Origin of the sequence: Luteimonas deserti (assembly GCF_013425765.1) — a bacterium.
GTDB lineage: Bacteria > Pseudomonadota > Gammaproteobacteria > Xanthomonadales > Xanthomonadaceae > Luteimonas > Luteimonas deserti.
The window spans coordinates 49,900-70,977 of the sequence record NZ_JACCJZ010000020.1 but is presented as its reverse complement, the minus strand read 5'-3'; the positions used below and the strand labels follow the sequence as shown (position 1 = coordinate 70,977).

Genomic DNA, 21,078 nt, shown 5'->3' with positions numbered 1-21,078 from the left:
TCCGGGCACGATGAAGCCACGTCTGCAGACATCGCTGGGCCAGACCCTCGTCCTGACGCCCCAGCTGCGTCAGGCCCTGCACCTGTTGCAGCTGTCGGCGGTGGAACTGGAAACCGAGATCGCGGCCGCGGTGGAGAGCAATCCGCTGCTCGACTGGGAGGAGCCGGACACGATCGCAACGCCCGCGGGCGAGCGTGGTGCCGCGCCCGACTCGCGGCAGTCCGGCGACGGGGACGAGGGCGGCCGCGGCGCCGATGACGGCGACGTCGGCACGTGGGAAGCCGGCGACGAAGCCTGGTACGACCGCAGTACGGCCGCCGGCGGCGGGAGTGGCGACCAGGACGGCGACGGCGACCCCGCCGACCGCATGGTGCAGAACGACAGCCTGCGCGACCACCTGACCTGGCAGCTCCACCTCAGCCCCATGTCGACGCGCGACCGCAACATCGGCATCGCACTGATCGATGCGATCGACGACGACGGCTATCTGCGCGAACCGCTTGCGGACATCGCCGCGATGCTGCGTCCGGAAACGCATGCGAGCACCGCGGAAGTCAGCGCGGTGCTCTGCCGCATCCAGCGGTTCGATCCGCCGGGGGTGGGCGCGCGCGATCTCGGCGAATGCCTGTGCCTGCAGCTCGAGCCGCTGCCGCCCGATACGCCCGGCCGGGCGCTGGCACGGCGGGCCGCCCTCGAACAGATCGAACGCCTGCCCCGGCTCGGCACGGCGGGTCTGGCCGAGGCGCTGGGCTGCAGCCAGGACGAGGCCGAGACCGCGCTCCACCTGCTGCGCAGCCTCGATCCCAAGCCCGGCGCGCGCATCGGTGCGGTGCCGCACGATGATTACGTCACGCCCGACTGCGTCATCACCCGTCACAACGGGGTCTGGCGGGTCGCACTTGCGGCGAGCCACTTTCCGCGACTGACCATCCATCGCGGCTACGAGCAGATGATCCAGCACGCCGGCTCCAGCGATGCAGGGTATATGCGCGGGCGCCTGCAGGAAGCGCGGTGGCTGCTGAAGAATCTCGAGGCGCGGGGCGAGACCCTGCTCAAAGTCGTGCGTTGCCTGGCGCGGCAACAATCGGGATTCCTCGAATTCGGCAAGCGGGCGCTGCGGCCGTTGACCCTGCGCGAGGTGGCCGACGAGATCGGCATGCACGAGTCCACGGTGTCGCGCGCCGTCGCGCGCAAGTACGCGCACACGCCGCGCGGCACGCTCCCGTTGAAGGCGTTCTTCGATTCCGGCATCGGCACCGACGGCGGGGGCGAGGCGTCGAGCACCGCGATCCAGCACATGATCCGTGGCCTGGTCGATGCCGAGGACCCGCGCAAGCCGCTGTCGGACGCGCGGCTGGCCGACCTGCTCAAGGCGGCAGGGGTCCCGGTGGCGCGGCGCACGGTGGCCAAGTACCGCGAAGCGCTGCACATCCCGTCCTCGCACGAGCGCGTCCGCATCGCCTGAACCTTCCTGCGCCGGACGGGTCACATGGATGCGACCCCGGCGCTTGCGCGCACTGTGGGTCGCGCTACTCTGGACCCGACCGCCGGCGTCCCGCGCCGGGGTTCTACCCACCGCTGAAGGAGGTTGCCGATGCACGTCGAGACCCATGGCCATCAGATCGAGGTGACGCCCGCGCTGCGCGACTACGTGGAGACCAAGCTGCAGAAGCTCTCCAGGCACTTCGAACGTCCGCTGGACGTGCGCGCCCAGCTCAGTCTCGACAAGCCGAACCACAAGGCCGAGGCCAACGTCCTGATCGCAGGCAAGACCCTGCATGCCGACGCCACGGCGGTGGACATGTACGCCGCCATCGACCTGCTCGCCGACAAGCTCGACCGCCTGGTGCTCAAGCACCGCAAGAAGACCGTCGACCACCACCGGGGTGAGAACCCTGCACGGGACGGCACTTTCGGCTAGGCTTCGCCTCCACGTTCCCGTCCGGGCCCGCGCGGCATGTCTTTTTCCGATCTGCTCTCGGCCGACCGCATCGTGATGCTGGTCGCGCCGGGGTCCCGCGACATCGTGCTGGACTCCGCCGCCCGCCTGCTGGCGGGCAATTCCCCGATGACCACGCCGGTGCTGGCCCAGGGGCTGCGCGATCGCGAGCAGCTGGGCAGTACCGGAATCGGCCGGGGTGTCGCGATCCCGCATGCCCGCTCCGCGGCATTCCGCGAACCGCGCGCGGCCTTCCTCCGCCTGTCGCACCCCATCGATTTCGGCGCCAGTGACGGCGAGCCGGTGGATCTGGTCTATGCGATGTGCGTGCCGGAGCACCTGGTCGAGCAGCATCTGCAGATCCTCTCGGGCCTCGTCGAACGCTTTTCCGACGCGGACTTCCGCGATGCGCTGCGCGAGGCACGCGATCTGCCCCGTCTTCGCGGCCTGCTGCTCGATCCCGCACCACAGCCCGCGTCGGCCTGAGCCGTGGACGCGAGCATCCAGGCGCAGGAACTGTTCGCGCAGTTGCAGGACCGCCTCGGACTGCGATGGCTCGCCGGCCAGTCCGGGGGCAGCCGTTCGATCGAGTCGGTCGAAACCGTCGCGCGGCGACCCTCGCTGGCGGGCTATCTCAACATCATCTATCCCAACAAGGTGCAGATCCTCGGAACCGAGGAGCTCGCCTGGCTCGACAGCCTGGATTCGCGGCTGCGCTGGGAAACCATCGAGCGGATGATCCAGTATCGGCCGCTGGCCCTCGTGATCAGCAAGGATCAGCCCTGTCCCGAGGACCTGCGCGAGGCGGCCGAGGAACTCCAGACCCCCCTGTGGAGCTCGCCCAACCGCGGGCACGAGCTGCTCAATCTCTTCCAGTACCACCTCGCGCGGGTGCTGGCGCCGCGGATCACCCTGCATGGCGTTTTCATGGAGGTGTACTCGATCGGCGTGCTGATCACCGGCGAGTCGGGCTCGGGCAAGAGCGAACTGGCTCTCGAACTGCTGACCCGCGGGCACCGCCTGGTGGCCGACGACGCTCCGGAGTTCACCCAGATCGCCCCTGACGTGCTCGACGGCGCCTGTCCCGAGCTGCTGCAGGATCTGCTGGAACTGCGCGGCCTGGGCGTGCTCAACATCCGCGAGATGTTCGGCGACACGGCCGTGAAGCGGAACAAGTACCTGCGGCTGATCGTCCATCTCGCACGCCCGAATGCCGACACCATGGCCGGCGACGGCGACGGGATGGTCCGACTGACCGGCGACCTCGGGGTACGCCGCGTGCTCGACCTCGACGTCCCGCTGATCACCCTGCCGGTGATGCCCGGTCGCAATCTCGCGGTGCTCACCGAGGCGGCGACGCGCACCCATATTTTGCGCACCAAGGGCCTCGACCCTGCGGCCGCGTTCCTCGCGCGGCACTCGCATTTCCTCGAGCGCAGCGCGCCATGACCGCCCCAGCGCCGCCGGTGCTGTACGTGGTCAGCGGCCTGTCGGGCAGCGGCAAGTCCGTGGCGCTGCGGACGTTCGAGGACCTCGATTTCTACTGCGTCGACAACCTGCCGGCGGGCATGCTCGGCGAATTCGTCGCCAACATCACCCGCGCCGACGATCCGCCGCGCCGCCTCGCCGTGGGCATCGACGTGCGCAACCGCCATACCGACCTGTCGAAGGTGCCGACCTGGCTGGCCGACGTGGGCCGCCTGGGGCTGGATCCACGGCTGGTGTTCTTCGAAACCGGCGACGAGGTGCTGCTGCGCCGGTTCGCCGACACCCGCAGGCGGCATCCGCTCGGACGCGCCGGGCTGTCGCTCGCCGATGCAATCACCCTGGAGCGCAGCCTGCTGCGCCCGCTGCGCACCCTGGCCGACACGGTCATCGACACCAGCGATCTCAACGTCCACCAGCTGCGCCGGCGCATCGTCACCGAGCTGCAGCTCGCCGACGACGATTCGGTATCGCTGCTGTTCGAGTCGTTCGCCTACCGGCACGGCGTCCCCGCCGATGCGGATTTCGTGTTCGACGCGCGCGCGCTGCCCAACCCGCACTGGGATCCGCGGATGCGGCCGCTGTCGGGGCGGGACGTCGACGTGCGTACCTGGTTCGAGGGCCACGCCGAGGTCGGCGACTACGCCGCGCAGGTGGCCCAGTTCCTGGATACCTGGCTGCCGCGCATGCGCAGCGCGACGCGCAGCTACGTGACCGTGGCCTTCGGCTGCAGCGGCGGGCGTCACCGTTCGGTGTACCTGGCCGAGGTCCTGGCGCGTCACGCGCGCGAACAGGGCTGGCGGGACGTGGCCACGTATCACCGCGAGCTCGACTGATCCGCGCGGGGGGCCGGCGCATCGTCCGGTGCTTCCGGCGTGTCATGCCCCTCTGCTAACGTGCGCCGCATGAGCGTAGGCGTACTGCTGTTGACCCACGAGGGCATCGGGACCGCGATCCATGCGGTGGCCACCCGGCTGCTGACCCGGCTGCCGCTGCGGACCGCGGTGTTCGAGGTGCCGTTCGACGAGACGGTGGACCATGCGCTGCCGCGCGCGAGTGCCGCGCTGCGCACCGTGGACGACGGCGACGGCGTGCTGATCCTGACCGATCTCTACGGCGCCACACCCAGCAACGTGGCCGGTGCACTGGCGCGTCTGGGCACGCCGGCGCACCGCGTGTCGGCGCTCAGCCTGCCGATGCTGCTGCGGGTGATGAACTATCCTGAGCAGGCACTGCACGAACTGCCGGCCACCGCGGCGGCCGGCGCCCGCAACGGCGTCGTGCTCGACGAGGCCTGAGGGCCGATTCCCCGTTCCAAGGACAGGCTCCCCGATGATCGAACGTGAACTGCTCGTCGCCAACCGGCTCGGCCTCCATGCGCGCGCGACCGCCAAGCTGGTGCAGGTGCTGTCGGCGTTCCGCTGCAATGCCACGCTGGTCGCCAAGGGCCGCGAGGTCAATGCCAAGAGCATCATGGGGGTGATGCTGCTGGCCGCCGGACACGGCACGCGCGTGGTGCTCCGCGTCGACGGCGACGACGAAGCGGCCGCGATGGACGCGGCCGCCGACCTGTTCGAACGCAGGTTCGACGAGGAAGGCTGATGCGCCAGGGCCTTCACGGGCAGGGCGCCTCGCGCGGCAACGCGCTCGGCCGGGCCCGCGTACGCGAGCCGCACGCGCTCGAGGTCGCCGAGACCCGGATCGCCGCCGGCGATGCGCCGGCCGAACTCCAGCGGCTGCACGCGGCGATCGCCCAGGTCCGCGCCGAGATCCGCGCCATGCGCGACCAGCTGCATGGCGCGCTGGCGCACGAGGTGGGCGAGTTTCTCGATCTGCACACCCTGTTGCTCGACGACCCGGAGCTCCTGCAGGGCCTCGACGAACTGGTGATGACCCGGCTCTACGGCGCGGACTACGCCCTGCGTCTGCAGCGCGACCGCCTCGCGGCGGTCTTCGAGGCGATGGACGACGCCTACTTCCGCAGCCGTATCGAGGACATCGACCATGTGATCGGGCGTGTCCACGCCGCGCTGCACGCGCACGAGGCGGAACTGCAGGGGGTCGCCGGCGAGATCCTGGTGAGCGATGCGATCGCGCCCTCGGAGATCGGCCGCCTGCAGGCGCGTGGCGTCCTGGGCGTGGTCACGTCCAGCGGCAGCACCCTGTCGCACTCGGCGATCCTCGCCCGCAGCCTGCACCTGCCGCTGGTGGTCAATGCGCCGCACGCCCTGGCGCAGATCAACGACGGCGACGTGCTGATGATCGACGGCGCCTCGGGCGAAGTGATCGTCGAGCCGAATGCCGACGACCTGCGCCGCTATCGCGATCGGCTGCGCGAGGAGAAGCGCGAACGCAAACAGCTGCGTCGCCTGCGCCGCGAGCCGAGCAAGACGCTCGACGGCGTCGACATCCGCCTCTACGCCAATGCCGAGTCGCGCGAGGACGTCGCCGAGGCACATGCGCTCGGCGCTGCCGGCGTCGGGCTCTATCGCACCGAATTCCTGTTCCTGCAGGGCCGGCGCATCCCCGACGAGGAAGAGCAGTTCCGCGCCTATCGCGACCTCGTGCTCGGCATGACCGGCCGCACGGTGACCATCCGCACGCTCGACATCGGCGCCGACAAGGCGGACGAAACCGGATTGGCCCTGCGCCACGAGCCGAACCCGGCGATGGGTCTGCGCGGCGTGCGGCTGTCGATGGCGCGCGACGGCCTGCTGCTGACCCAGCTGCGCGCGATCGTGCGCGCATCGGGCTACGGACCGGTGCGCGTGCTGGTGCCGATGATCAGCGGGCGCGAAGAAGTGCTCGCCGTGCGAGCGCTGCTCGACCGCGCCCAGCGCGAACTGCGCGCCGCCGGCCACGGCACCGCCGAGCGGATTCCGTTCGGGGCGATGATCGAAGTGCCCTCGGCCGCGATCGCCCTGCCCGCCTTCGTGCGCGAACTCGACTTCATCTCGATCGGCACCAACGATCTGGTGCAGTACCTGCTGGCTGCCGACCGCAACAACGACGCATTGGGCGATCTGTACTCGCCGCTGCATCCGGCCGTGATCCGCCTGCTGCACGGCGTGGTCCGGATCGCGCGCGGACGCGGGATGCCCGTGTCGGTGTGCGGCGAGATTGCCGGCGATGCCCGTTTCACGCCCCTGCTGCTGGCGCTGGGCCTGGAGGAACTGAGCCTGCATCCCTCGCCGCTGCTCGAGGTGCGGCGTGCCATCCGCGCGCTGGACCTGGGCCACCTGAGGGCCAGGCTGCCCACGTTGCTGCGCGCGCGCGATCGCGCCGGGCTCGAACGCTGGCTCGATGCAGCGCAACCGCTCCATGCGCCGCATCGAGACGCACGCGCCTGAGCGCGTCGCCCGTCCGGGACCCATGCACCGGCGTCCCGTCCGCGTGCGCACGACAGCCGCTTCGAACGGCGCGTCGGAACGCGTCTCGACGCATGCACGCGCTGCCCGGGCTGGGCAGATGCGCATGCAGCGCGGATAATGCGCGTATGCATATCTGACCTGTCGCGCCCAGTCTGTCGCGACGCGCAACGGAACCCGCTCCATGGCCGACGCCGTCCGCCCCGACAAGACCGCGCGTCAGCTGCGTCTGCTGTCAGACGCGCTCGACAGCGGTCGCCTCGGGCCGGTGCGCCGGATGGTCCACACGCTCGCCCCGGCCGAGATCGGCAACCTGCTCGAGTCGCTGCCGCACGGCAAGCGCATGGTCGTCTGGGGGCTGGTCGATCCCGAAGACGATGGCGAGGTGCTGGTCCACGTCGGTGACGAAGTCCGCGAGAGTCTGATCGCCGACATGGATCCGGACGAGCTGGTCGCAGCCGTCGAAGATCTCGACATCGACGACCTCGCCGATCTCGTCGAGGACCTGCCCGACGCGGTGATCGACGAAGTGCTGCGCGCGATGGACCGCGAGAACCGCGAGCGTCTCGAACAGGTGCTGTCGTATCCCGAGGACACCGCGGGACGGCTGATGAATCCCGACGTGGTGACGGTGCGCGCCGACACCACGGTCGACGTGGTCCTGCGCTTTTTGCGCCTGCGCGGCGAGCTTCCCGAGCACACCGACCATCTGTACGTCGTCAATCGGCGCCATCAGCTGATGGGCTGGGTCGCGCTGCAGGATCTGGTGACGCGCGAACCCGGCACCGCGATCAACAAACTGATCGACGACGAGCTCGACTCGATCCACGTCGCCGATTCCGCCGAGCACGTCGCCCGCCAGTTCTCCGACAACGACTGGGTCTCCGCACCAGTGGTCGACGACGGCAACGTCCTGCTCGGCCGCATCACGGTCGACGACGTGATCGACATCATCCGCGAACAGGCCGAACACCAGGCGCTGTCGGCCGCCGGTCTCGACGAGGACGAGGATCTCTTCTCGCCCATCAAGCGCGCGGTGCGCGGCCGCGTGGTCTGGCTGGGCATCAACCTGTGCACGGCGTTTCTGGCCGCGTTCGTGATCGGCCGCTTCGAAGCGACGATCGAGCAGATCGTCGCGCTCGCCGTGCTGATGCCGATCGTCGCGGGCATCGGCGGAAATGCCGCGGTGCAGGTCCTGACGCTGATGGTCCGCGGTATCGCGCTCGGCCAGGTCGGCGCCAGCAACGCACGCATCCTGCTGTGGAAGGAAGCACGCGTCGCGCTGATCAACGGCGTCCTCATCGGCAGCCTGGTCGGCCTCGTCGCCCTGGTCTGGTTCCACGACTGGGTGCTGTCGCTGGTGATCTTCGCCGCGCTGGTGATCAATTTCTGCTCGGCCGCGCTGGCCGGTGTTCTGCTGCCCCTGCTGCTCAAGCGCATGCGCGTGGATCCCGCGGTCGCGGGCACCGTCGTGGTGACGGCCGTGACCGACATCATGGGATTCTTCAGCTTCCTCGGCCTCGCCACCACGATCATGCTGCGCTGAGTCCACGATGGACGCCGGATTCGGCCGCATCGAGCGCTGGAACGAGGCCCGCGGTTTCGGCTTCCTGACGCCCGAGCATCCGCAGCCCGGCCTGCCGCAGCGCGTGTTCTTCCATGCACGCGATTACGACCGGCGGGGTGCCAGGCCGATCGCTGGCGTGCGCGTGCGCTTCATGCCGCAGCGCCAGCCCGATGGACGCTGGGGTGCGATCCGGGTCGCCGCTGTCGCGGACGCGGCGCGGCGACACGCCGCGCGCGATGGTCGCACCCGGTCGACGGCCCCGCCGGGTTCCGCGATCGGGCCGACCGGACTGTGGATCGCGACCGTGGGCTGGCTGTCGCTGCTGGGCATCGCGTCCTCCGCCGGACGCATGTCCGCCGGGGCGCTTGTCGCGTTCGCAGGTCTGAATCTGCTGACCTTCGTCGCGTACGCAGTCGACAAACAGGCGGCGCAGCGCGGTCGGCGGCGCACGCCGGAAATCCACTTGCACCTGCTGGAGCTGCTCGGCGGTTGGCCGGCGGCCGGATGCGCGCAGCAGCTGCTGCGGCACAAACGGTCCAAGGCGTCGTACCGTAGGTCCTATCTGGCGATGTCGGCCTTGCATCTGCTCGCGCTGACGCTTTGGACCTTCGCCTGACCCGCCATCCGGAGCGCTCATGTCCTCGTCTCTGCAATCCTCGAACCGCCGCCGCCTGCTGCAGGGCGTCGCGCTCGCCGGCGCATCCGCGATGCTCGGCGGATGCACCGGCGTCCTGCCTGCGACGCGCACCACTGCGGGTGGGTTCGTTCGCCGCGAGCTGCACTCAGGTCAGCGACGTGACGCCTACCAGGTCTTCGTCCCTGCGGCGTCGGCGCCGCGTCCGCTGCCGGTGGTGCTGTTCCTGCACGGCTCCGGCGAGCGCGGCAATGACGGCGAGCAACAGACCCGGGCCGGTCTCGGGCCCTATCTGCGCACGCGGATGGACACCTTCCCCGCGCTCGTCGTGTTCCCCCAATCGCCGGAAGGCACGTCCTGGGAAGGCGAGACCGCGACGATGGCACTCGCAACGCTGGACGCCGCCACGGATGCGTTCGACGGCGACCGCAGCCGCACCGCCCTGACCGGAATGTCGCGCGGCGGGTACGGCACCTGGTCCCTGGCCTTGCGCGAGCCGGCACGCTTCGCTGCACTGGTGCCGGTGTGCGGCGGCATCACGCCACCGGGCACCCGGCCCGATCTCGACACCCTGCAGGTCGACTCCACGCGTGCAGCCGCGGATCCGTTCGCCGACGCCGCGCGGCGCCTGCGCCACATCCCGAGCTGGCTTTTCCACGGGGCCCGCGACGACGTCGTGCCCCCGGACCAGTCGCGGCGCATGCACGCGGCGTTGCGTGCCGTCGGCGCGGACGTGCGCTACACCGAGTTCCCCGACGCCAACCACAACAGCTGGGATGCGGCCTATCGAACCGAGGCGCTGTGGTCGTGGCTGTTCGCGCAGCGTCGCTGACGAACGAGTTCAGTGCGCAGGCGCGGTGCGCAGACGGCGTGCCCATGCACTGAGTGCGGCGATGCCCAGCGTCAGCGCCGCCATCGACAGGAACTGCGTCCGCGTCTCGGGCGCGGCGATCAGGAGCGCGAAGATCAGGCCGAGGATGCCGAGCGCGCCGAGTGTCGGCAGCGGAAACGCGCGCATCCGGTACGGCAGCGCGATCCCGGCCCGGTCCGCCCGGCGCCGGAGGATCAGCTGGGACACCAGGGCGATCGTCCACACCAGCAGGCAGGTGGCACCCACGATGTTGAGCAGGGTGGGCAGCACGCGCTGCGGAAAGAGCAGCTCCAGTGCGGCCGCGGCGAATCCGAACGACACGCTGGCCACCACGGCCGCGACCGGCACCAGGCGCCGGTCACTGCGCCCGAGCACGGCCGGCGCCTCGCCGCGACGCGCCAGCGACCAGATCATCCGCGAGGCGCCATAGAGATTGGCGTTCAGCGCCGACAGCAGCGCGATCACTGCAACCAGGGTGATCGCGGTGGCGGCGCCCGGGATGCGGGCGATCTGCAGCACGGCCGCGAACGGCGAGGCCAGCGCCGGGCTGGTCCACGGCACCACGGCGACGATCACCGCGATCGACCCCAGATAGAACACCAGGATCCGCCAAGCGACGGTGCGGATCGCGCGGGCCAGGCTGCGCGCGGGATCCGCGGTCTCGGCGGCGGCGATGGCGACGATCTCGGTGCCCCCGAAGGCGAAGACCACCACCAGCAACGCGGCCCCCACCCCCATCATTCCGTTCGGCGCGAAGCCGCCGTGCGCCGTGAAGTTCGATCCGCGCGGCGACGGCACGTCGGGCAACCAGCCCAACAGCAGGGCGACGCCGACGGCGATGAAGGCCAGGATCGCGATCACCTTGAGAATCGCGAACCAGAATTCGAACTCGCCGAAGTTGCGCACGCCGAGCAGATTGATCGCGGTGAACAGCGCCATGAACACCAGGGTCAGTCCCGGCACGGAGACCTGCGGCCACAAGGTGGCCAGCAGCCCGGCGGCGCCGACCGCTTCGGCCGCCACCACCACGACCACCTGCAGCCACCAGAGCCAGCCGACCGTGGCGCCCGCGGTCGCGCCCATCGCGTCCTCCGCGTACACCGAGAAGGCGCCGCTCGCCGGCTTGGCTGCCGCCATCTCGCCCAGGGCGTGCATGACCACGATCACCAGGGCCCCGGCGATCAGATACGACAGAAGCACGGCCGGCCCGGCCGCCTGCACGCCGACGCCCGAACCGAGAAACAGGCCGGCGCCGATCGCACTGCCCAATCCCATCATCACCAGTTGCCGCGGTTTCAATGCCTGGGCAGGCGAGGCGGCCGCATGGGCGGGGATGGACGTGGCGGGATCGGACGCTGACATCGTGGGGGCCGTCTTCGGGACGGCGCACGATACTCCTTCGGCGCGGCCCCGGGTGGCCCTGTGCACGCGCGGCCACACCGCGCACAGGCATGCGGCTGCGGCAGCGTCGCGCGACTAGCCCAGCAGCGTCTCCAGTACCGCCATGCGAACCGCGACGCCGTTGCGCACCTGCTGCAGGATCAGCGACTGGGGACCGTCCGCGACCTCGTCGCTGATCTCCACGCCGCGGTTCATCGGCCCGGGATGCAGGACCACCGCATCGGGCGCCGCGCGGCGCAGGCGTCGCGCGTCCAGGCCGAAATCGCGGTGGTAATCCTCCAGCGAATCGACCAGGCCCTCCTCCATGCGCTCACGCTGCAGGCGCAGCATCATCACCGCGTCCACGCCGTCGAGCGCGGCGTCGAGATCATCGCCGACCTCGCAGCCCGCGAGGGTGCCGTCGTCGGGCAACAGCCGCTCCGGTCCGCAGACGCGGATTTCACCGGCGCCGAGCGTGCGCAGGGCCTGCAGGTCGCTTCGGGCGACACGCGAGTGCTTCACGTCGCCGACGATCGCCACACGCAGGCCGGAGAAATCGGCGCCCTTGGCCTGGCGCAGGGTCAGCATGTCGAGCAGGCCCTGGGTGGGATGGGCGGTACGGCCGTCGCCGGCGTTGAGCACGGCCACATCCGGCGCGGCCGCCCGCGCCAGCGCCGCGACGGCGCCGTCGGCCGCGTGGCGCACGACGAAGCCGCGCACGCCCATCGCTTCGATGTTGCGGAAGGTGTCGAGCGCCGTTTCGCCCTTGGTGGTCGACGACGTGGAGGCGTCGAACCCGAGCACGTCCGCCCCGAGCCGCTGCGCGGCGCGCTGGAAACTCAGCCGCGTCCGCGTCGACGGCTCGAAGAACAGCGTGCAGATGGCGATCCCGGCCAACCGCTCATTGCGTACGTCGCCGTCGAGCAACGCCTGCGCACGATCGAGCAATGCGACCAGCGTGTCGCGCGGCATGCCATCGAGGGTGAGCAGGTGGCGCAGGCGCCCCTTGGAATCGAATGGTTCGAAGGTGACGGACATTGCGGTGTCGGGAGCGGCAGGAAGGCGCATTGTCCAGCACACCACGCGCGGCGGCGACCCTGTGCTACAGCGGGGTGGCGTCACCGGGCGAGGCGAGCCAGCGTTCGACGATCACGGCCGCAGCCACCGCGTCCAGCGCCGCAGCGTCACGGCGGCGACGTCGCCCCTCGGCGCGATCCAGTGCGAACCGCTGCGCAGCCTCGATCGAACTCGCGCGCTCGTCCATCAGCACCACCGGCGCCCGGTATCGCAGTGCGAGTTCGCGCGCGAAGGCATGCGCACGGGCGCGGATCGGCTGATCGCCGCCGTCCAGGGTCATCGGGTCGCCGACCACCATGCCGTCGGGCCGCCATTCCTTGTGCAGTCGGTCGATCGCCTGCCAGTCGACGTGATCGCCGTGCACGTCGATCACCGCCAGCGCGCGTGCGCCGTGTCCGAAGGCGCTGCCGACGGCCACCCCGATCCGGCGCGCACCGACATCGAAGCCGAGCACCGTGCCGTCGCGGCGGATCGTGCTCGTGCCGGCGGCGTCGATGCTCATGCCCGGCCGCTGTGGCTGGCGACGTGCATCATGTCCACCCCGATGCGCCCCGCGGCGGCCTGCCAGCGCTCGTCGAGCGGCGTGTCGAACAGCAGCTGCGGGTCCGCCGGCACGGTCAGCCAGCTGGTCTGGGTGAGTTCCTGTTCGAGCTGGCCGGCGCCCCAGCCGGCGCAGCCGAGCGCCACCACGGCGTTCTCCGGCCCCTCGCCGACCGCCATCGCCTCCAGCACGTCACGCGAGGTCGTGACGAACAGCCCTTCGGCGATCGCGAGGCTGGAATCCCAGCCGCCTTCGCCGTCATGGATCACGAAGCCGCGTTCCGGATGCACAGGGCCGCCGGTGAGCACCGGAAGATCGTGCAGGCGCCGGTCCAGGAGGGCGATGCCCATCTGCTCGAACACGTCGCCCAGCGTGTACTCGGAGGCCCGGTTGATCACGACGCCCATCGCGCCATCGTCGTCGTGCTGGCAGACGAGCGTCACCGCCCGCGAGAAATCAGGGTCCTGCAACGCGGGCACCGCGACCAGTACCTGGTAGGTGAGAGACCACATGACGGCATTCTAGCCCGCCGCCACGTGCAGGCGCCGCTGAGGCCGGACGGGATTGCCGGTCGCGGACGGCAGCATCGGTGTCGGCTTCACCCGGGAGGACGACCGATCGCGGCAGCATCGCGCCATGGCAGTCCTGGTCGGCATTTCCGGATGGCGGTACGCACCATGGCGCGGGGTGTTCTATCCCGATGGCCTGCGCCAGCGCGACGAGCTCGCGTTCGCGGCCCGTCGTGTGCGGACCCTCGAGATCAACGGGTCCTTCTATTCCCTGCAATCGCCCGCCAGCTGGCGCACCTGGCGCGACGCGGTGCCGGACGGCTTCGTGTTCGCGATCAAGGGCCCGCGCTTCCTCACCCACACGAAACGGCTGCGCGACGTCGCTGCGCCGATGGCGAACTTCTTCGCGTCCGGCGTGCTCGCCCTGGACGATCGTCTCGGCCCGTTTCTCTGGCAACTGCCACCGACCCTGCGTTACGAGCGCGCTGTGCTCGATGCCTTCCTCGACCTCCTGCCCCGGGACACCGACGCCGCCCGCGCACTCGCCGTGCGCCGCGAACGTGCGCGGATGACGGGCCGCACCGCCCTGCCACGGCTGCCGTGCCGGCCGCTGCGCCATGCCCTGGAGGTGCGTCACCCGAGCTTCCGGGACCCTGATTGCATCGCCATGCTGCGTCGGCACGGCGTGGCCCTGGTCGTCTCCGACAGCGCGGGCCGCTACCCGGTGATGGAGGACATGACCGCGGACTTCGTCTACATCCGGCTGCACGGCGATACCGAGCTCTACACCAGCGGCTACGGCGACGCGGCGCTCGCCGCCTGGCGCACGCGGATCATGCGCTGGGCCGCTGGCGGAGAGCCGCGCGATGCCCGACGCCACGCGCCGCGCAGCCCGGTGCTCGCGCAGGGTCGCGACGTCTACTGCTACTTCGACAACGACGCCAAGGTGCATGCGCCATTCGATGCCCAGGCCCTCGCCCGCCGCCTGGGTGGACGCCACTCATAGGCCGAACTGGATCTCGTGCGGGGTGGCCACGCGCACGCCCACCACCTCCACCTCCGCGCGCAGGGTGCGGCCGGCCAGCGGATTGTTGCCGTCGACGGTGATCGTCTCGTCGTCCAGCGCCGTCACGATCACGTCGAGCGGACCGCGCTCGGTCTGCGCTCGCAGCTTCTCGCCGACGGCCGGGACACTGCTGCCGGTGAAGGTGTCACGCGGGAGGCGCTGGACCAGACTTTCATGCCGCGGCCCGAAGCCCTGCTCGGGCGGGATCTCGACGGTGAAGGTCTCACCTGCACAGCGGCCCTCGAGCGCCCGTTCCAGCCCCTGGATGATCGAGCCGCTGCCGTGCATGTAGACCAGCGGGTCGTGCCCACGGGTGGTGGCGATGCGCGAGCCGGATGCATCGGACAAGGTGAAGTGCACGGTGGCGATGCGGCGGTGGGCGATGTCCATCAACGGGTTCCATCGTGGGATGCCGCATGGTCGCGTGGAGCGGACGCGCCACGCAACCGGTGCCGCACCCGATGGCGGTGCACGGCCGCCCCGCCTATGCTGCATGGATGAGCGGCTATTGCGACATCGCCCCGGGGCACCCCGTCCACGCGTCCTACCACGCCACCGAGTACGGGTTTCCGCAGCGTGAAGAAGCGGTGCTGTTCGAGCGCCTGCTGCTGGAGATCAACCAGGCGGGCCTCAGCTGGGAAACCATCCTGCGCAAGCGCGACGGGTTCCGCGCCGCCTACGACGGCTTCGACGTCGATACGGTGGCGGCCTACGGGGAACGGGATCGCGCGCGTCTGCTCGCGGATGCCTCGATCATCCGCAATCGGCTCAAGATCGATGCGGCGATCCACAACGCGCAGGTGATCCAGACCCTGCGCGCCAGTCATGGCGGCTTCGTGGACTGGCTCGACGTGCATGCGCTCGAAGACGGCGCACCGCGCGAGAAGGCCTCCTGGGTCAAGCTGTTCAAGAAGACCTTCCGCTTTACCGGTGGCGAGATCACCGGTGAATTCCTGATGAGCCTTGGCTACCTCCCGGGCGCCCACCGCCCCGACTGTCCGGTGATGCGCGAGATCGCGCGTGCGAAGCGCGCATAGAAAGGGCGCCAGGGAGCGGAACCCCACAACCGGCGACATCCTGCGTCGAGCGATGCTGGTGCTGCTGGGACTGTGCGCCCTGATCGGCCTGCCGACCGGTGCGAGCCTGATGCATGTCGAGGCGCTCGCGCCTCCCTCCTGGTTCCAGCAGTGGCGCGCGTCCGGGCCGATCAGTTGCGATCAGGCGCTGTGGGTCTTCGGTCCGTCCCCGCTGCGTGCGCTGTCGTATCTGACCGGAAGCTTCGTCGCCTGCCTGCTGCTGGCGTGGATCACGCTGTCACTGCCCCGCGGCGGCAATCCGGGTCGGTAGCCCGACAGCATTCCGGCCGCTTTCGCGGCCGGAATGGGCATCACTTCGAGGCGAAACACTCAGCCCTTGACCGCTGCCTGGTAGCGGCGCTCGACCTCGTTCCAGTCGACCACGTTGTAGAACGCGGCGATGTAGTCCGGGCGGCGGTTCTGGTAATTCAGATAGTAGGCATGCTCCCAGACGTCCAGGCCGAGGATCGGGGTGTTGCCCGAGCCGATGCCCTTCATCAGCGGATTGTCCTGGTTGGCGCTGCTCTCGACCTTGAGGGCGCCGCTCTTGTCGACCGACAGCCACGCCCAGCCACTGCCGAAACGGCTGACGGCGGCCTTGGTGAAGGCTTCCTTGAACGCGTCGAAGCCACCGAGATCGCTGTCGATGTGCTTGGCGACATCGCCGACCGGATTGCCGCCGCCATTGGGCGACATGACCGTCCAGAACAGCGAATGGTTGGCATGGCCGCCGGCGTTGTTGCGCAGCGGGCCGCGCTTGTCTTCGGGCAGCGCGTCGAGATCGGCGATTAGCTCTTCGACCGGCGTGTCGGCCCATTCCGTGCCTTCGAGCGCGGCATTGGCGTTGTTGATGTAGGTCTGGTGATGCTTCGTGTGATGGATTTCCATCGTCTTGGCATCGATATGCGGCTCGAGCGCGTCGTACGCGTAGCCCAGCTCGGGGAGGGTGTAGGCCATCAGCGGTCTCCTTTGAATGAATGCGCGACATTGTCCCCTGACGGGGGTCAAGTTGGCGACAACGGGTCCTCACCATACCGCCGCGACGTGACGGGCGTGGGCAACACTGCGTTGCGCAGCCCGGATACGACAACGCCCCGCAGGACGGGGCGTTGCATGGGCCGTGGACGCGGGCTCAGCGCACCTCGGCCACCTCGACCCCATCGAGTCCCTGCGACAGCGTGCGCGCATCGCCGCCCTGGGCGAGCTTGATGCGCAGGCGCACCTCGTTCGCGGAGTCGGCGTAGCGCAGCGCGTCCTCGTAGGAGATCTCGCCGGCCTGATAGAGCTCGAACAGCGCCTGGTCGAAGGTCTTCATGCCCAGGTTGGTCGATTCCTTCATGACCTCCTTGAGCTTGTGGATCTCGCCGTCGCGGATGTAGTCCTGCACCAGCGGCGTTCCGAGCATGATCTCCATCGCCGCGCGCCGGCCCTTGCCGTCAGGCGTGGGAATCAGCTGCTGCGCGACCACGCCCTTGAGATTGAGCGACAGGTCCATCAGCAGCTGGTTGCGGCGGTCTTCGGGGAAGAAGTTGATGATGCGGTCCATCGCCTGGTTGGCGTTGTTCGCATGCAGCGTGCACAGCACCAGGTGGCCGGTTTCCGCGAAGGCGATCGCATGATCCATGCCCTCGCGCGTGCGCACCTCGCCGATCATGATCACGTCCGGCGCCTGGCGCAGGGTGTTCTTCAGCGCGGCGTCCCAGCTGTCGGTGTCGATGCCGACCTCGCGCTGGGTGATGATGCAGCCCGCGTGCTTGTGCACGAATTCGATCGGGTCCTCGATCGTGATGATGTGGCCGGTGGAGTTCTGGTTGCGATAGCCGATCATCGCGGCCAGCGACGTCGACTTACCCGTACCGGTCGCACCGACGAAGATCACGATGCCGCGCTTGGTCATCGCCAGCGTCTTGATGATCGGCGGAAGATTGAGCTCCTCGATCGTCGGGATGTGCGTCTCGATCCGGCGCAGCACCATGCCGACCTGGTTGCGCTGGTAGAAGCACGAGATGCGGAAGCGGCCGACGCCGGCAACGCCGATCGCGAAATTGCACTCGTGGGTCTTCTCGAATTCCTCGCGCTGCGGCGGGGTCATCACGTTGAGCACCAGATCGCGCGCCTGCTGCGGGGTCAGCGGATTCTGGGTGATCGGCGAGATCTTGCCGTGCACCTTGATCGACGGCGGCATGCCGGCGGTGATGAACAGGTCCGAGGCCTTCTGATGGGCCATCAGCTTGAGGAACGAGGTGAAATCGATACTGCTCATGGCGATCCTCCGGGATCCCGACTCGCGCCGCGGCCGTGCGTGGCCGCGAGCGCATCAAAAAGCGCGGTCCGTCACTCGAACAGCCGCTTGTCCTTGGCGTATTCCTTGGCGTGCGGCCGGGTGATCAGGCCGCGCTTCACCAGGTCCTGCAGATGCTGGTCGAGCGTCATCATCCCGACCGACTGGCCGGTCTGGATCGCCGAATACATCTGCGCCACCTTGTCCTCGCGGATCAGGTTGCGGATGGCGGGCGTGCCGACCATGATTTCCCAGGCCGCGGTCCGGCCGCCGCCGACCTTCTTCAGCAGCGCCTGCGAGATCACCGCGCGCAGCGATTCGGACAGCATCGAACGCACCATCGGCTTCTCGCCGGCGGGGAAGACATCGATGATGCGGTCGATGGTCTTGGCCGCGCTCGATGTGTGCAGCGTGCCGAACACCAGATGGCCGGTTTCCGCGGCGGTGAGCGCCAGGCGGATGGTCTCGAGGTCGCGCAATTCGCCGACCAGGATGTAGTCCGGATCCTCACGCAGCGCCGAGCGCAGCGCCTCGTTGAAGCCGTGCGTGTCGCGGTGCACTTCGCGCTGGTTGATCAGGCACTTCTGCGAGGTGTGCACGAATTCGATCGGATCCTCGACCGAGAGGATGTGCGCGTATTCGTTCTTGTTGATGTGGTCGAGCATCGCCGCGAGCGTGGTCGACTTGCCGGAGCCGGTCGGCCCGGTCACCAGGATCAGACCCTGCGGCTGGTCGATCAGCTGGCGGAAGATCGGCGGCGTGTTGAGGTCTTCGAGGGTCAGCACCTCGGACGGAATGGTGCGGAAGACCGCACCGGCGCCGCGGTTCTGGTTGAACGCGTTGACGCGGAAGCGCGCCAGGCCCGGAATCTCGAACGAGAAGTCGACCTCGAGAAATTCCTCGTAGTCGCGGCGCTGCTTGTCCGACATGATGTCGTAGATCAGCGCGTGCACCTGCTTGTGCTCGAGCGCCGGGATGTTGATGCGACGCACGTCGCCGTCGACCCGGATCATCGGCGGCAGGCCTGCCGACAGATGCAGGTCCGACGCCTTGTTCTTGACCGAGAACGCCAACAGTTCGGCGATATCCATGCAACACCCCTTGATGATGATCCGCACGGCGCGCGCCCGGCCCGTCGGCTGGTGGCACCCTGTCCCCGGCGGCAGTATAGACCCGGATCCGCGCCCCGGAGCCAGCCCACCGCGAAGGAGATCCACCGTGCCCGATACCGCCGCCGCCACCCTCGAGGCACTCCTCGCCCGCATCGATCGCGCGCGTCGCGACGCGGGACGGGTGGCGCCGGTCCGGCTGCTGGCCGTGGGCAAGACCCATGGCGCCGAAGCCCTCGCCGCCGTGGCCACGGCAGGACAGCGCGCCTTCGGCGAGAACTATGTGCAGGAGGCTGCCGGCAAGATCCAGGCGCTGTCCGGTCTGGGACTCGAATGGCATCTCATCGGCCACTTGCAATCGAACAAGGCCAGGCAGGCGGCCGAGGTGTTCGACTGGGTGCAGACCGTGGATCGCCGGAAGCTCGTCGATGCCCTCGCCGCACACCGTCCGGCCGCGCGCGGGCCCCTCAACGTGCTGGTGCAGGTGAACATCGACGACGAATCCAGCAAGCATGGCTGCCGCCCCGAGGATGTGGGCGCACTGGTCGAGGCGATCCGCGCTGCACCGAGCCTTCGCCTGCGTGGACTGATGGCGATCCCGGCGCCACATCCCGATCCCGATGCGCGCCGCGATGCATTCGTGCGCATGCGGCGCCTGTTCGACCTGGTCGCCGGCGCCGACCCCGGTATCGACACCCTGTCGATGGGCATGAGCGACGATCTGGAAGTCGCGGTCGCCGAGGGCGCGACCATGGTGCGCGTCGGCTCGGCCCTGTTCGGCGCCCGCCCGCGCGTCCCCCGATGACCCTGGCGCGACCGGCTACCATCGCGCTTCCGCCCGTTTCCGAGCCGATGCGCATGGCCGAGTCCGACGCCGCCGCTTCCCCGCTGTTCGACAGCCCGATCGCCTTCATCGGCGGTGGCAACATGGCCCGCAGCCTGATCGGGGGCCTGACCGCGCGCGGCACCCCGCCTGAGCGGATCCGCGTCGTCGATCCGGATGCGGACACGCGTGCGGCGCTGACGCGCGACTTCGGCGTGGCGGCGTTCGCACACGCCACCGACGCGGTCGCCGGCGCCGTGACGTGGGTGCTGGCCACCAAACCGCAGGTCATGCGTGAGGTCTGCACCGCACTGGCTGACGAGGCGCGCAGTGCTCGCCCGCTGGTGCTGTCGATCGCGGCCGGCATCACCGCCGTCCAGCTCGAGCGCTGGCTGGGTGGCGATCTGGCCATCGTGCGTACGATGCCCAACACCCCGGCCCTGCTGGGCGCCGGCGTGACCGGCCTGTATGCCAACGCCAATGTGGATGCCGCCGGACGCGCGTACGCCGACGCCCTGCTGCGCAGCGCGGGCGACACCGTCTGGCTCGAAGCGGAAGCGCAGATGGATGCGGTCACGGCGGTCTCCGGCAGCGGGCCGGCTTATGTCTTCCTGCTGGCCGAAGCCATGGAGGCGGCCGCGGTCGCGCAGGGACTGGAGGCGGACGCCGCACGCACCCTGGTGCAGCAGACGGTGCTCGGCGCTGCGCGCATGCTGGTGGAGGACGGCGCGACGCCCTCGGAGCTGCGTCGCCGGGTCACGTCGCCCGGCGGCACCACACAGGCGGCGATCGAGGTCCTCGAAGGCGGCGGCCTGCGCACCCTGATGGGCGAGGCGATCGACCGCGCAACGCGCCGCGGCGCGGAACTGGCTGCAGCCAATGATTGACCGGGCCACGACGGCACTGCTCGCCGCGGCGCTGCTGTGCGCCTGCGGCGCGCCGCCGGCGCAGGGCCCGGACACCACGGCCGCCGATCCGCCTGCGACCGCGATGCTCGGTGATGCCGAGGTCACCGCGACACTGGTTCCGACGGCGGCGCTCGGGGCCGCGATCGCGTCGCGCTACGGTGTCGAGCGTCGGAGAGGACAGGTGCTCGTCGTGGTCGCCCTGCGCGAGGGCGGGCACGCCGTGCCTGCGCGCGTGCAGGGGCGGGTGCGCGATCTGCGCGGCGTGAGCCAGCCGCTCGAGTTCCGCGAGGTGCGGGCCGGCGATGCGCCCGAATATGTCGCCCTGGTCCGCACGACTCCGCCGGACACCCTGCGCGTGGCGCTGGAGATCGCCGACGTGTCGGGGCGTCGGCTTGCACTCGAATTCCATCGGGACATCGGCCCCTGAAGAGCGGCGGACGCCGG

Annotated in this window: 25 protein-coding genes; 17 read left to right on the top strand and 8 right to left on the bottom strand. The window is 69.7% G+C overall.

What is annotated here, in order from left to right:
• Positions 1–10 precede the first annotated feature (10 nt).
• From H0E82_RS12885 to H0E82_RS12835, 11 genes are all read left to right on the top strand, one after another.
• Positions 11–1,465 carry an RNA polymerase factor sigma-54 gene (locus H0E82_RS12885; RefSeq protein WP_180545863.1) on the top strand — a complete coding sequence of 485 codons (1,455 nt, stop codon included), beginning with the start codon at positions 11–13 and terminating at the stop codon, positions 1,463–1,465.
• 129 nt (positions 1,466–1,594) lie between these two features.
• Positions 1,595–1,921 carry a ribosome hibernation-promoting factor, HPF/YfiA family gene (gene hpf, locus H0E82_RS12880; protein WP_180545862.1) on the top strand — a complete coding sequence of 109 codons (327 nt, stop codon included), beginning with the start codon at positions 1,595–1,597 and terminating at the stop codon, positions 1,919–1,921.
• A 36-nt stretch (positions 1,922–1,957) separates the two neighbouring features.
• Complete coding sequence (locus H0E82_RS12875; RefSeq protein ID WP_180545861.1) at positions 1,958–2,425, top strand: PTS sugar transporter subunit IIA; 468 nt, start codon at positions 1,958–1,960, stop codon at positions 2,423–2,425.
• Between the two features lie 3 nt (positions 2,426–2,428).
• Entirely contained in the window at positions 2,429–3,388 is a 960-nt protein-coding gene (hprK, locus tag H0E82_RS12870; RefSeq protein WP_180545860.1) for an HPr(Ser) kinase/phosphatase, read from the top strand.
• Positions 3,385–4,260, top strand: a complete 876-nt coding sequence (gene rapZ, locus H0E82_RS12865) for an RNase adapter RapZ (protein ID WP_180545859.1) — start codon at positions 3,385–3,387, stop codon at positions 4,258–4,260. The genes hprK and rapZ overlap by 4 nt, the downstream gene beginning before the upstream one ends.
• Positions 4,261–4,329: 69 nt before the next feature.
• Positions 4,330–4,722 (top strand): PTS sugar transporter subunit IIA, encoded by a 393-nt coding sequence (locus H0E82_RS12860; RefSeq protein WP_180545858.1) that lies wholly within the window; start codon positions 4,330–4,332, stop codon positions 4,720–4,722.
• A 34-nt stretch (positions 4,723–4,756) separates the two neighbouring features.
• Positions 4,757–5,026, top strand: a complete 270-nt coding sequence (locus H0E82_RS12855) for an HPr family phosphocarrier protein (RefSeq protein ID WP_180545857.1) — start codon at positions 4,757–4,759, stop codon at positions 5,024–5,026.
• On the top strand, positions 5,026–6,774 hold the full coding sequence (gene ptsP, locus H0E82_RS12850) for a phosphoenolpyruvate--protein phosphotransferase (protein ID WP_180545856.1): 1,749 nt from the start codon (positions 5,026–5,028) through the stop codon (positions 6,772–6,774). The genes H0E82_RS12855 and ptsP overlap by 1 nt, the downstream gene beginning before the upstream one ends.
• A gap of 202 nt (positions 6,775–6,976) precedes the next feature.
• Positions 6,977–8,338: a magnesium transporter gene (mgtE, locus tag H0E82_RS12845; protein ID WP_180545855.1), complete on the top strand. Its 1,362-nt coding sequence runs from the start codon at positions 6,977–6,979 to the stop codon at positions 8,336–8,338.
• 7 nt (positions 8,339–8,345) lie between these two features.
• Positions 8,346–8,975: a DUF1294 domain-containing protein gene (locus tag H0E82_RS12840; protein WP_180545854.1), complete on the top strand. Its 630-nt coding sequence runs from the start codon at positions 8,346–8,348 to the stop codon at positions 8,973–8,975.
• A 91-nt stretch (positions 8,976–9,066) separates the two neighbouring features.
• Positions 9,067–9,825 (top strand): carboxylesterase family protein, encoded by a 759-nt coding sequence (locus H0E82_RS12835; protein ID WP_180546556.1) that lies wholly within the window; start codon positions 9,067–9,069, stop codon positions 9,823–9,825.
• Positions 9,826–9,834: 9 nt separating this feature from the next.
• Here H0E82_RS12835 and H0E82_RS12830 read toward each other — a convergent pair whose 3' ends face one another.
• The 4 genes from H0E82_RS12830 to H0E82_RS12815 all read right to left on the bottom strand — a co-directional run bounded on the left by H0E82_RS12830 (position 9,835) and on the right by H0E82_RS12815 (position 13,374).
• Positions 9,835–11,226, bottom strand: coding sequence for an amino acid permease (locus H0E82_RS12830; protein ID WP_180545853.1), 1,392 nt, complete (start codon positions 11,224–11,226; stop codon positions 9,835–9,837).
• A gap of 114 nt (positions 11,227–11,340) precedes the next feature.
• Complete coding sequence (locus H0E82_RS12825; RefSeq protein ID WP_180545852.1) at positions 11,341–12,282, bottom strand: aspartate carbamoyltransferase catalytic subunit; 942 nt, start codon at positions 12,280–12,282, stop codon at positions 11,341–11,343.
• A gap of 64 nt (positions 12,283–12,346) precedes the next feature.
• A complete protein-coding gene (ruvX, locus tag H0E82_RS12820; protein WP_180545851.1) occupies positions 12,347–12,823 on the bottom strand; it encodes a Holliday junction resolvase RuvX in 477 nt (158 codons plus the stop codon).
• Positions 12,820–13,374, bottom strand: coding sequence for a YqgE/AlgH family protein (locus H0E82_RS12815; RefSeq protein WP_180545850.1), 555 nt, complete (start codon positions 13,372–13,374; stop codon positions 12,820–12,822). Before H0E82_RS12815 ends, ruvX begins: the two co-directional genes overlap by 4 nt.
• 124 nt (positions 13,375–13,498) lie before the next feature.
• Between H0E82_RS12815 and H0E82_RS12810 the strand changes: the two genes are divergently transcribed.
• On the top strand, positions 13,499–14,377 hold the full coding sequence (locus H0E82_RS12810; protein WP_180545849.1) for a DUF72 domain-containing protein: 879 nt from the start codon (positions 13,499–13,501) through the stop codon (positions 14,375–14,377).
• On the opposite strand, the gene H0E82_RS12805 is transcribed toward H0E82_RS12810, so the two are convergent.
• Entirely contained in the window at positions 14,372–14,827 is a 456-nt protein-coding gene (locus H0E82_RS12805; protein WP_180545848.1) for an FKBP-type peptidyl-prolyl cis-trans isomerase, read from the bottom strand. The genes H0E82_RS12810 and H0E82_RS12805 overlap by 6 nt on opposite strands.
• Before the next feature lie 107 nt (positions 14,828–14,934).
• Here H0E82_RS12805 and H0E82_RS12800 point away from each other — a divergent pair, with 107 nt between their 5' ends.
• Both H0E82_RS12800 and H0E82_RS12795 read left to right on the top strand, forming a co-directional pair.
• Positions 14,935–15,474, top strand: a complete 540-nt coding sequence (locus H0E82_RS12800) for a DNA-3-methyladenine glycosylase I (RefSeq protein WP_180546555.1) — start codon at positions 14,935–14,937, stop codon at positions 15,472–15,474.
• A 52-nt stretch (positions 15,475–15,526) separates the two neighbouring features.
• Positions 15,527–15,784, top strand: coding sequence for a hypothetical protein (locus H0E82_RS12795; RefSeq protein ID WP_180545847.1), 258 nt, complete (start codon positions 15,527–15,529; stop codon positions 15,782–15,784).
• 59 nt (positions 15,785–15,843) lie between these two features.
• Here H0E82_RS12795 and H0E82_RS12790 read toward each other — a convergent pair whose 3' ends face one another.
• The 3 genes from H0E82_RS12790 to H0E82_RS12780 form a co-directional block, all read right to left on the bottom strand.
• Positions 15,844–16,470, bottom strand: a complete 627-nt coding sequence (locus H0E82_RS12790) for a superoxide dismutase (RefSeq protein ID WP_180545846.1) — start codon at positions 16,468–16,470, stop codon at positions 15,844–15,846.
• 175 nt (positions 16,471–16,645) lie between these two features.
• Positions 16,646–17,776 (bottom strand): PilT/PilU family type 4a pilus ATPase, encoded by a 1,131-nt coding sequence (locus tag H0E82_RS12785; protein WP_180545845.1) that lies wholly within the window; start codon positions 17,774–17,776, stop codon positions 16,646–16,648.
• 71 nt (positions 17,777–17,847) lie between these two features.
• Positions 17,848–18,885, bottom strand: coding sequence for a type IV pilus twitching motility protein PilT (locus H0E82_RS12780; RefSeq protein WP_180545844.1), 1,038 nt, complete (start codon positions 18,883–18,885; stop codon positions 17,848–17,850).
• A gap of 127 nt (positions 18,886–19,012) precedes the next feature.
• On the opposite strand from H0E82_RS12780, the gene H0E82_RS12775 reads away from it, so the two are divergent.
• Genes H0E82_RS12775 through H0E82_RS12765 form a run of 3 tightly spaced genes read left to right on the top strand, consistent with a single transcriptional unit; the run spans position 19,013 to position 21,061 of the window.
• Positions 19,013–19,708 carry a YggS family pyridoxal phosphate-dependent enzyme gene (locus H0E82_RS12775; protein WP_328797028.1) on the top strand — a complete coding sequence of 232 codons (696 nt, stop codon included), beginning with the start codon at positions 19,013–19,015 and terminating at the stop codon, positions 19,706–19,708.
• A 47-nt stretch (positions 19,709–19,755) separates the two neighbouring features.
• Positions 19,756–20,613, top strand: coding sequence for a pyrroline-5-carboxylate reductase (gene proC, locus H0E82_RS12770; RefSeq protein ID WP_180546553.1), 858 nt, complete (start codon positions 19,756–19,758; stop codon positions 20,611–20,613).
• A complete protein-coding gene (locus H0E82_RS12765) occupies positions 20,606–21,061 on the top strand; it encodes a DUF4426 domain-containing protein (RefSeq protein WP_180545843.1) in 456 nt (151 codons plus the stop codon). The genes proC and H0E82_RS12765 overlap by 8 nt, the downstream gene beginning before the upstream one ends.
• Positions 21,062–21,078 lie beyond the last annotated feature (17 nt).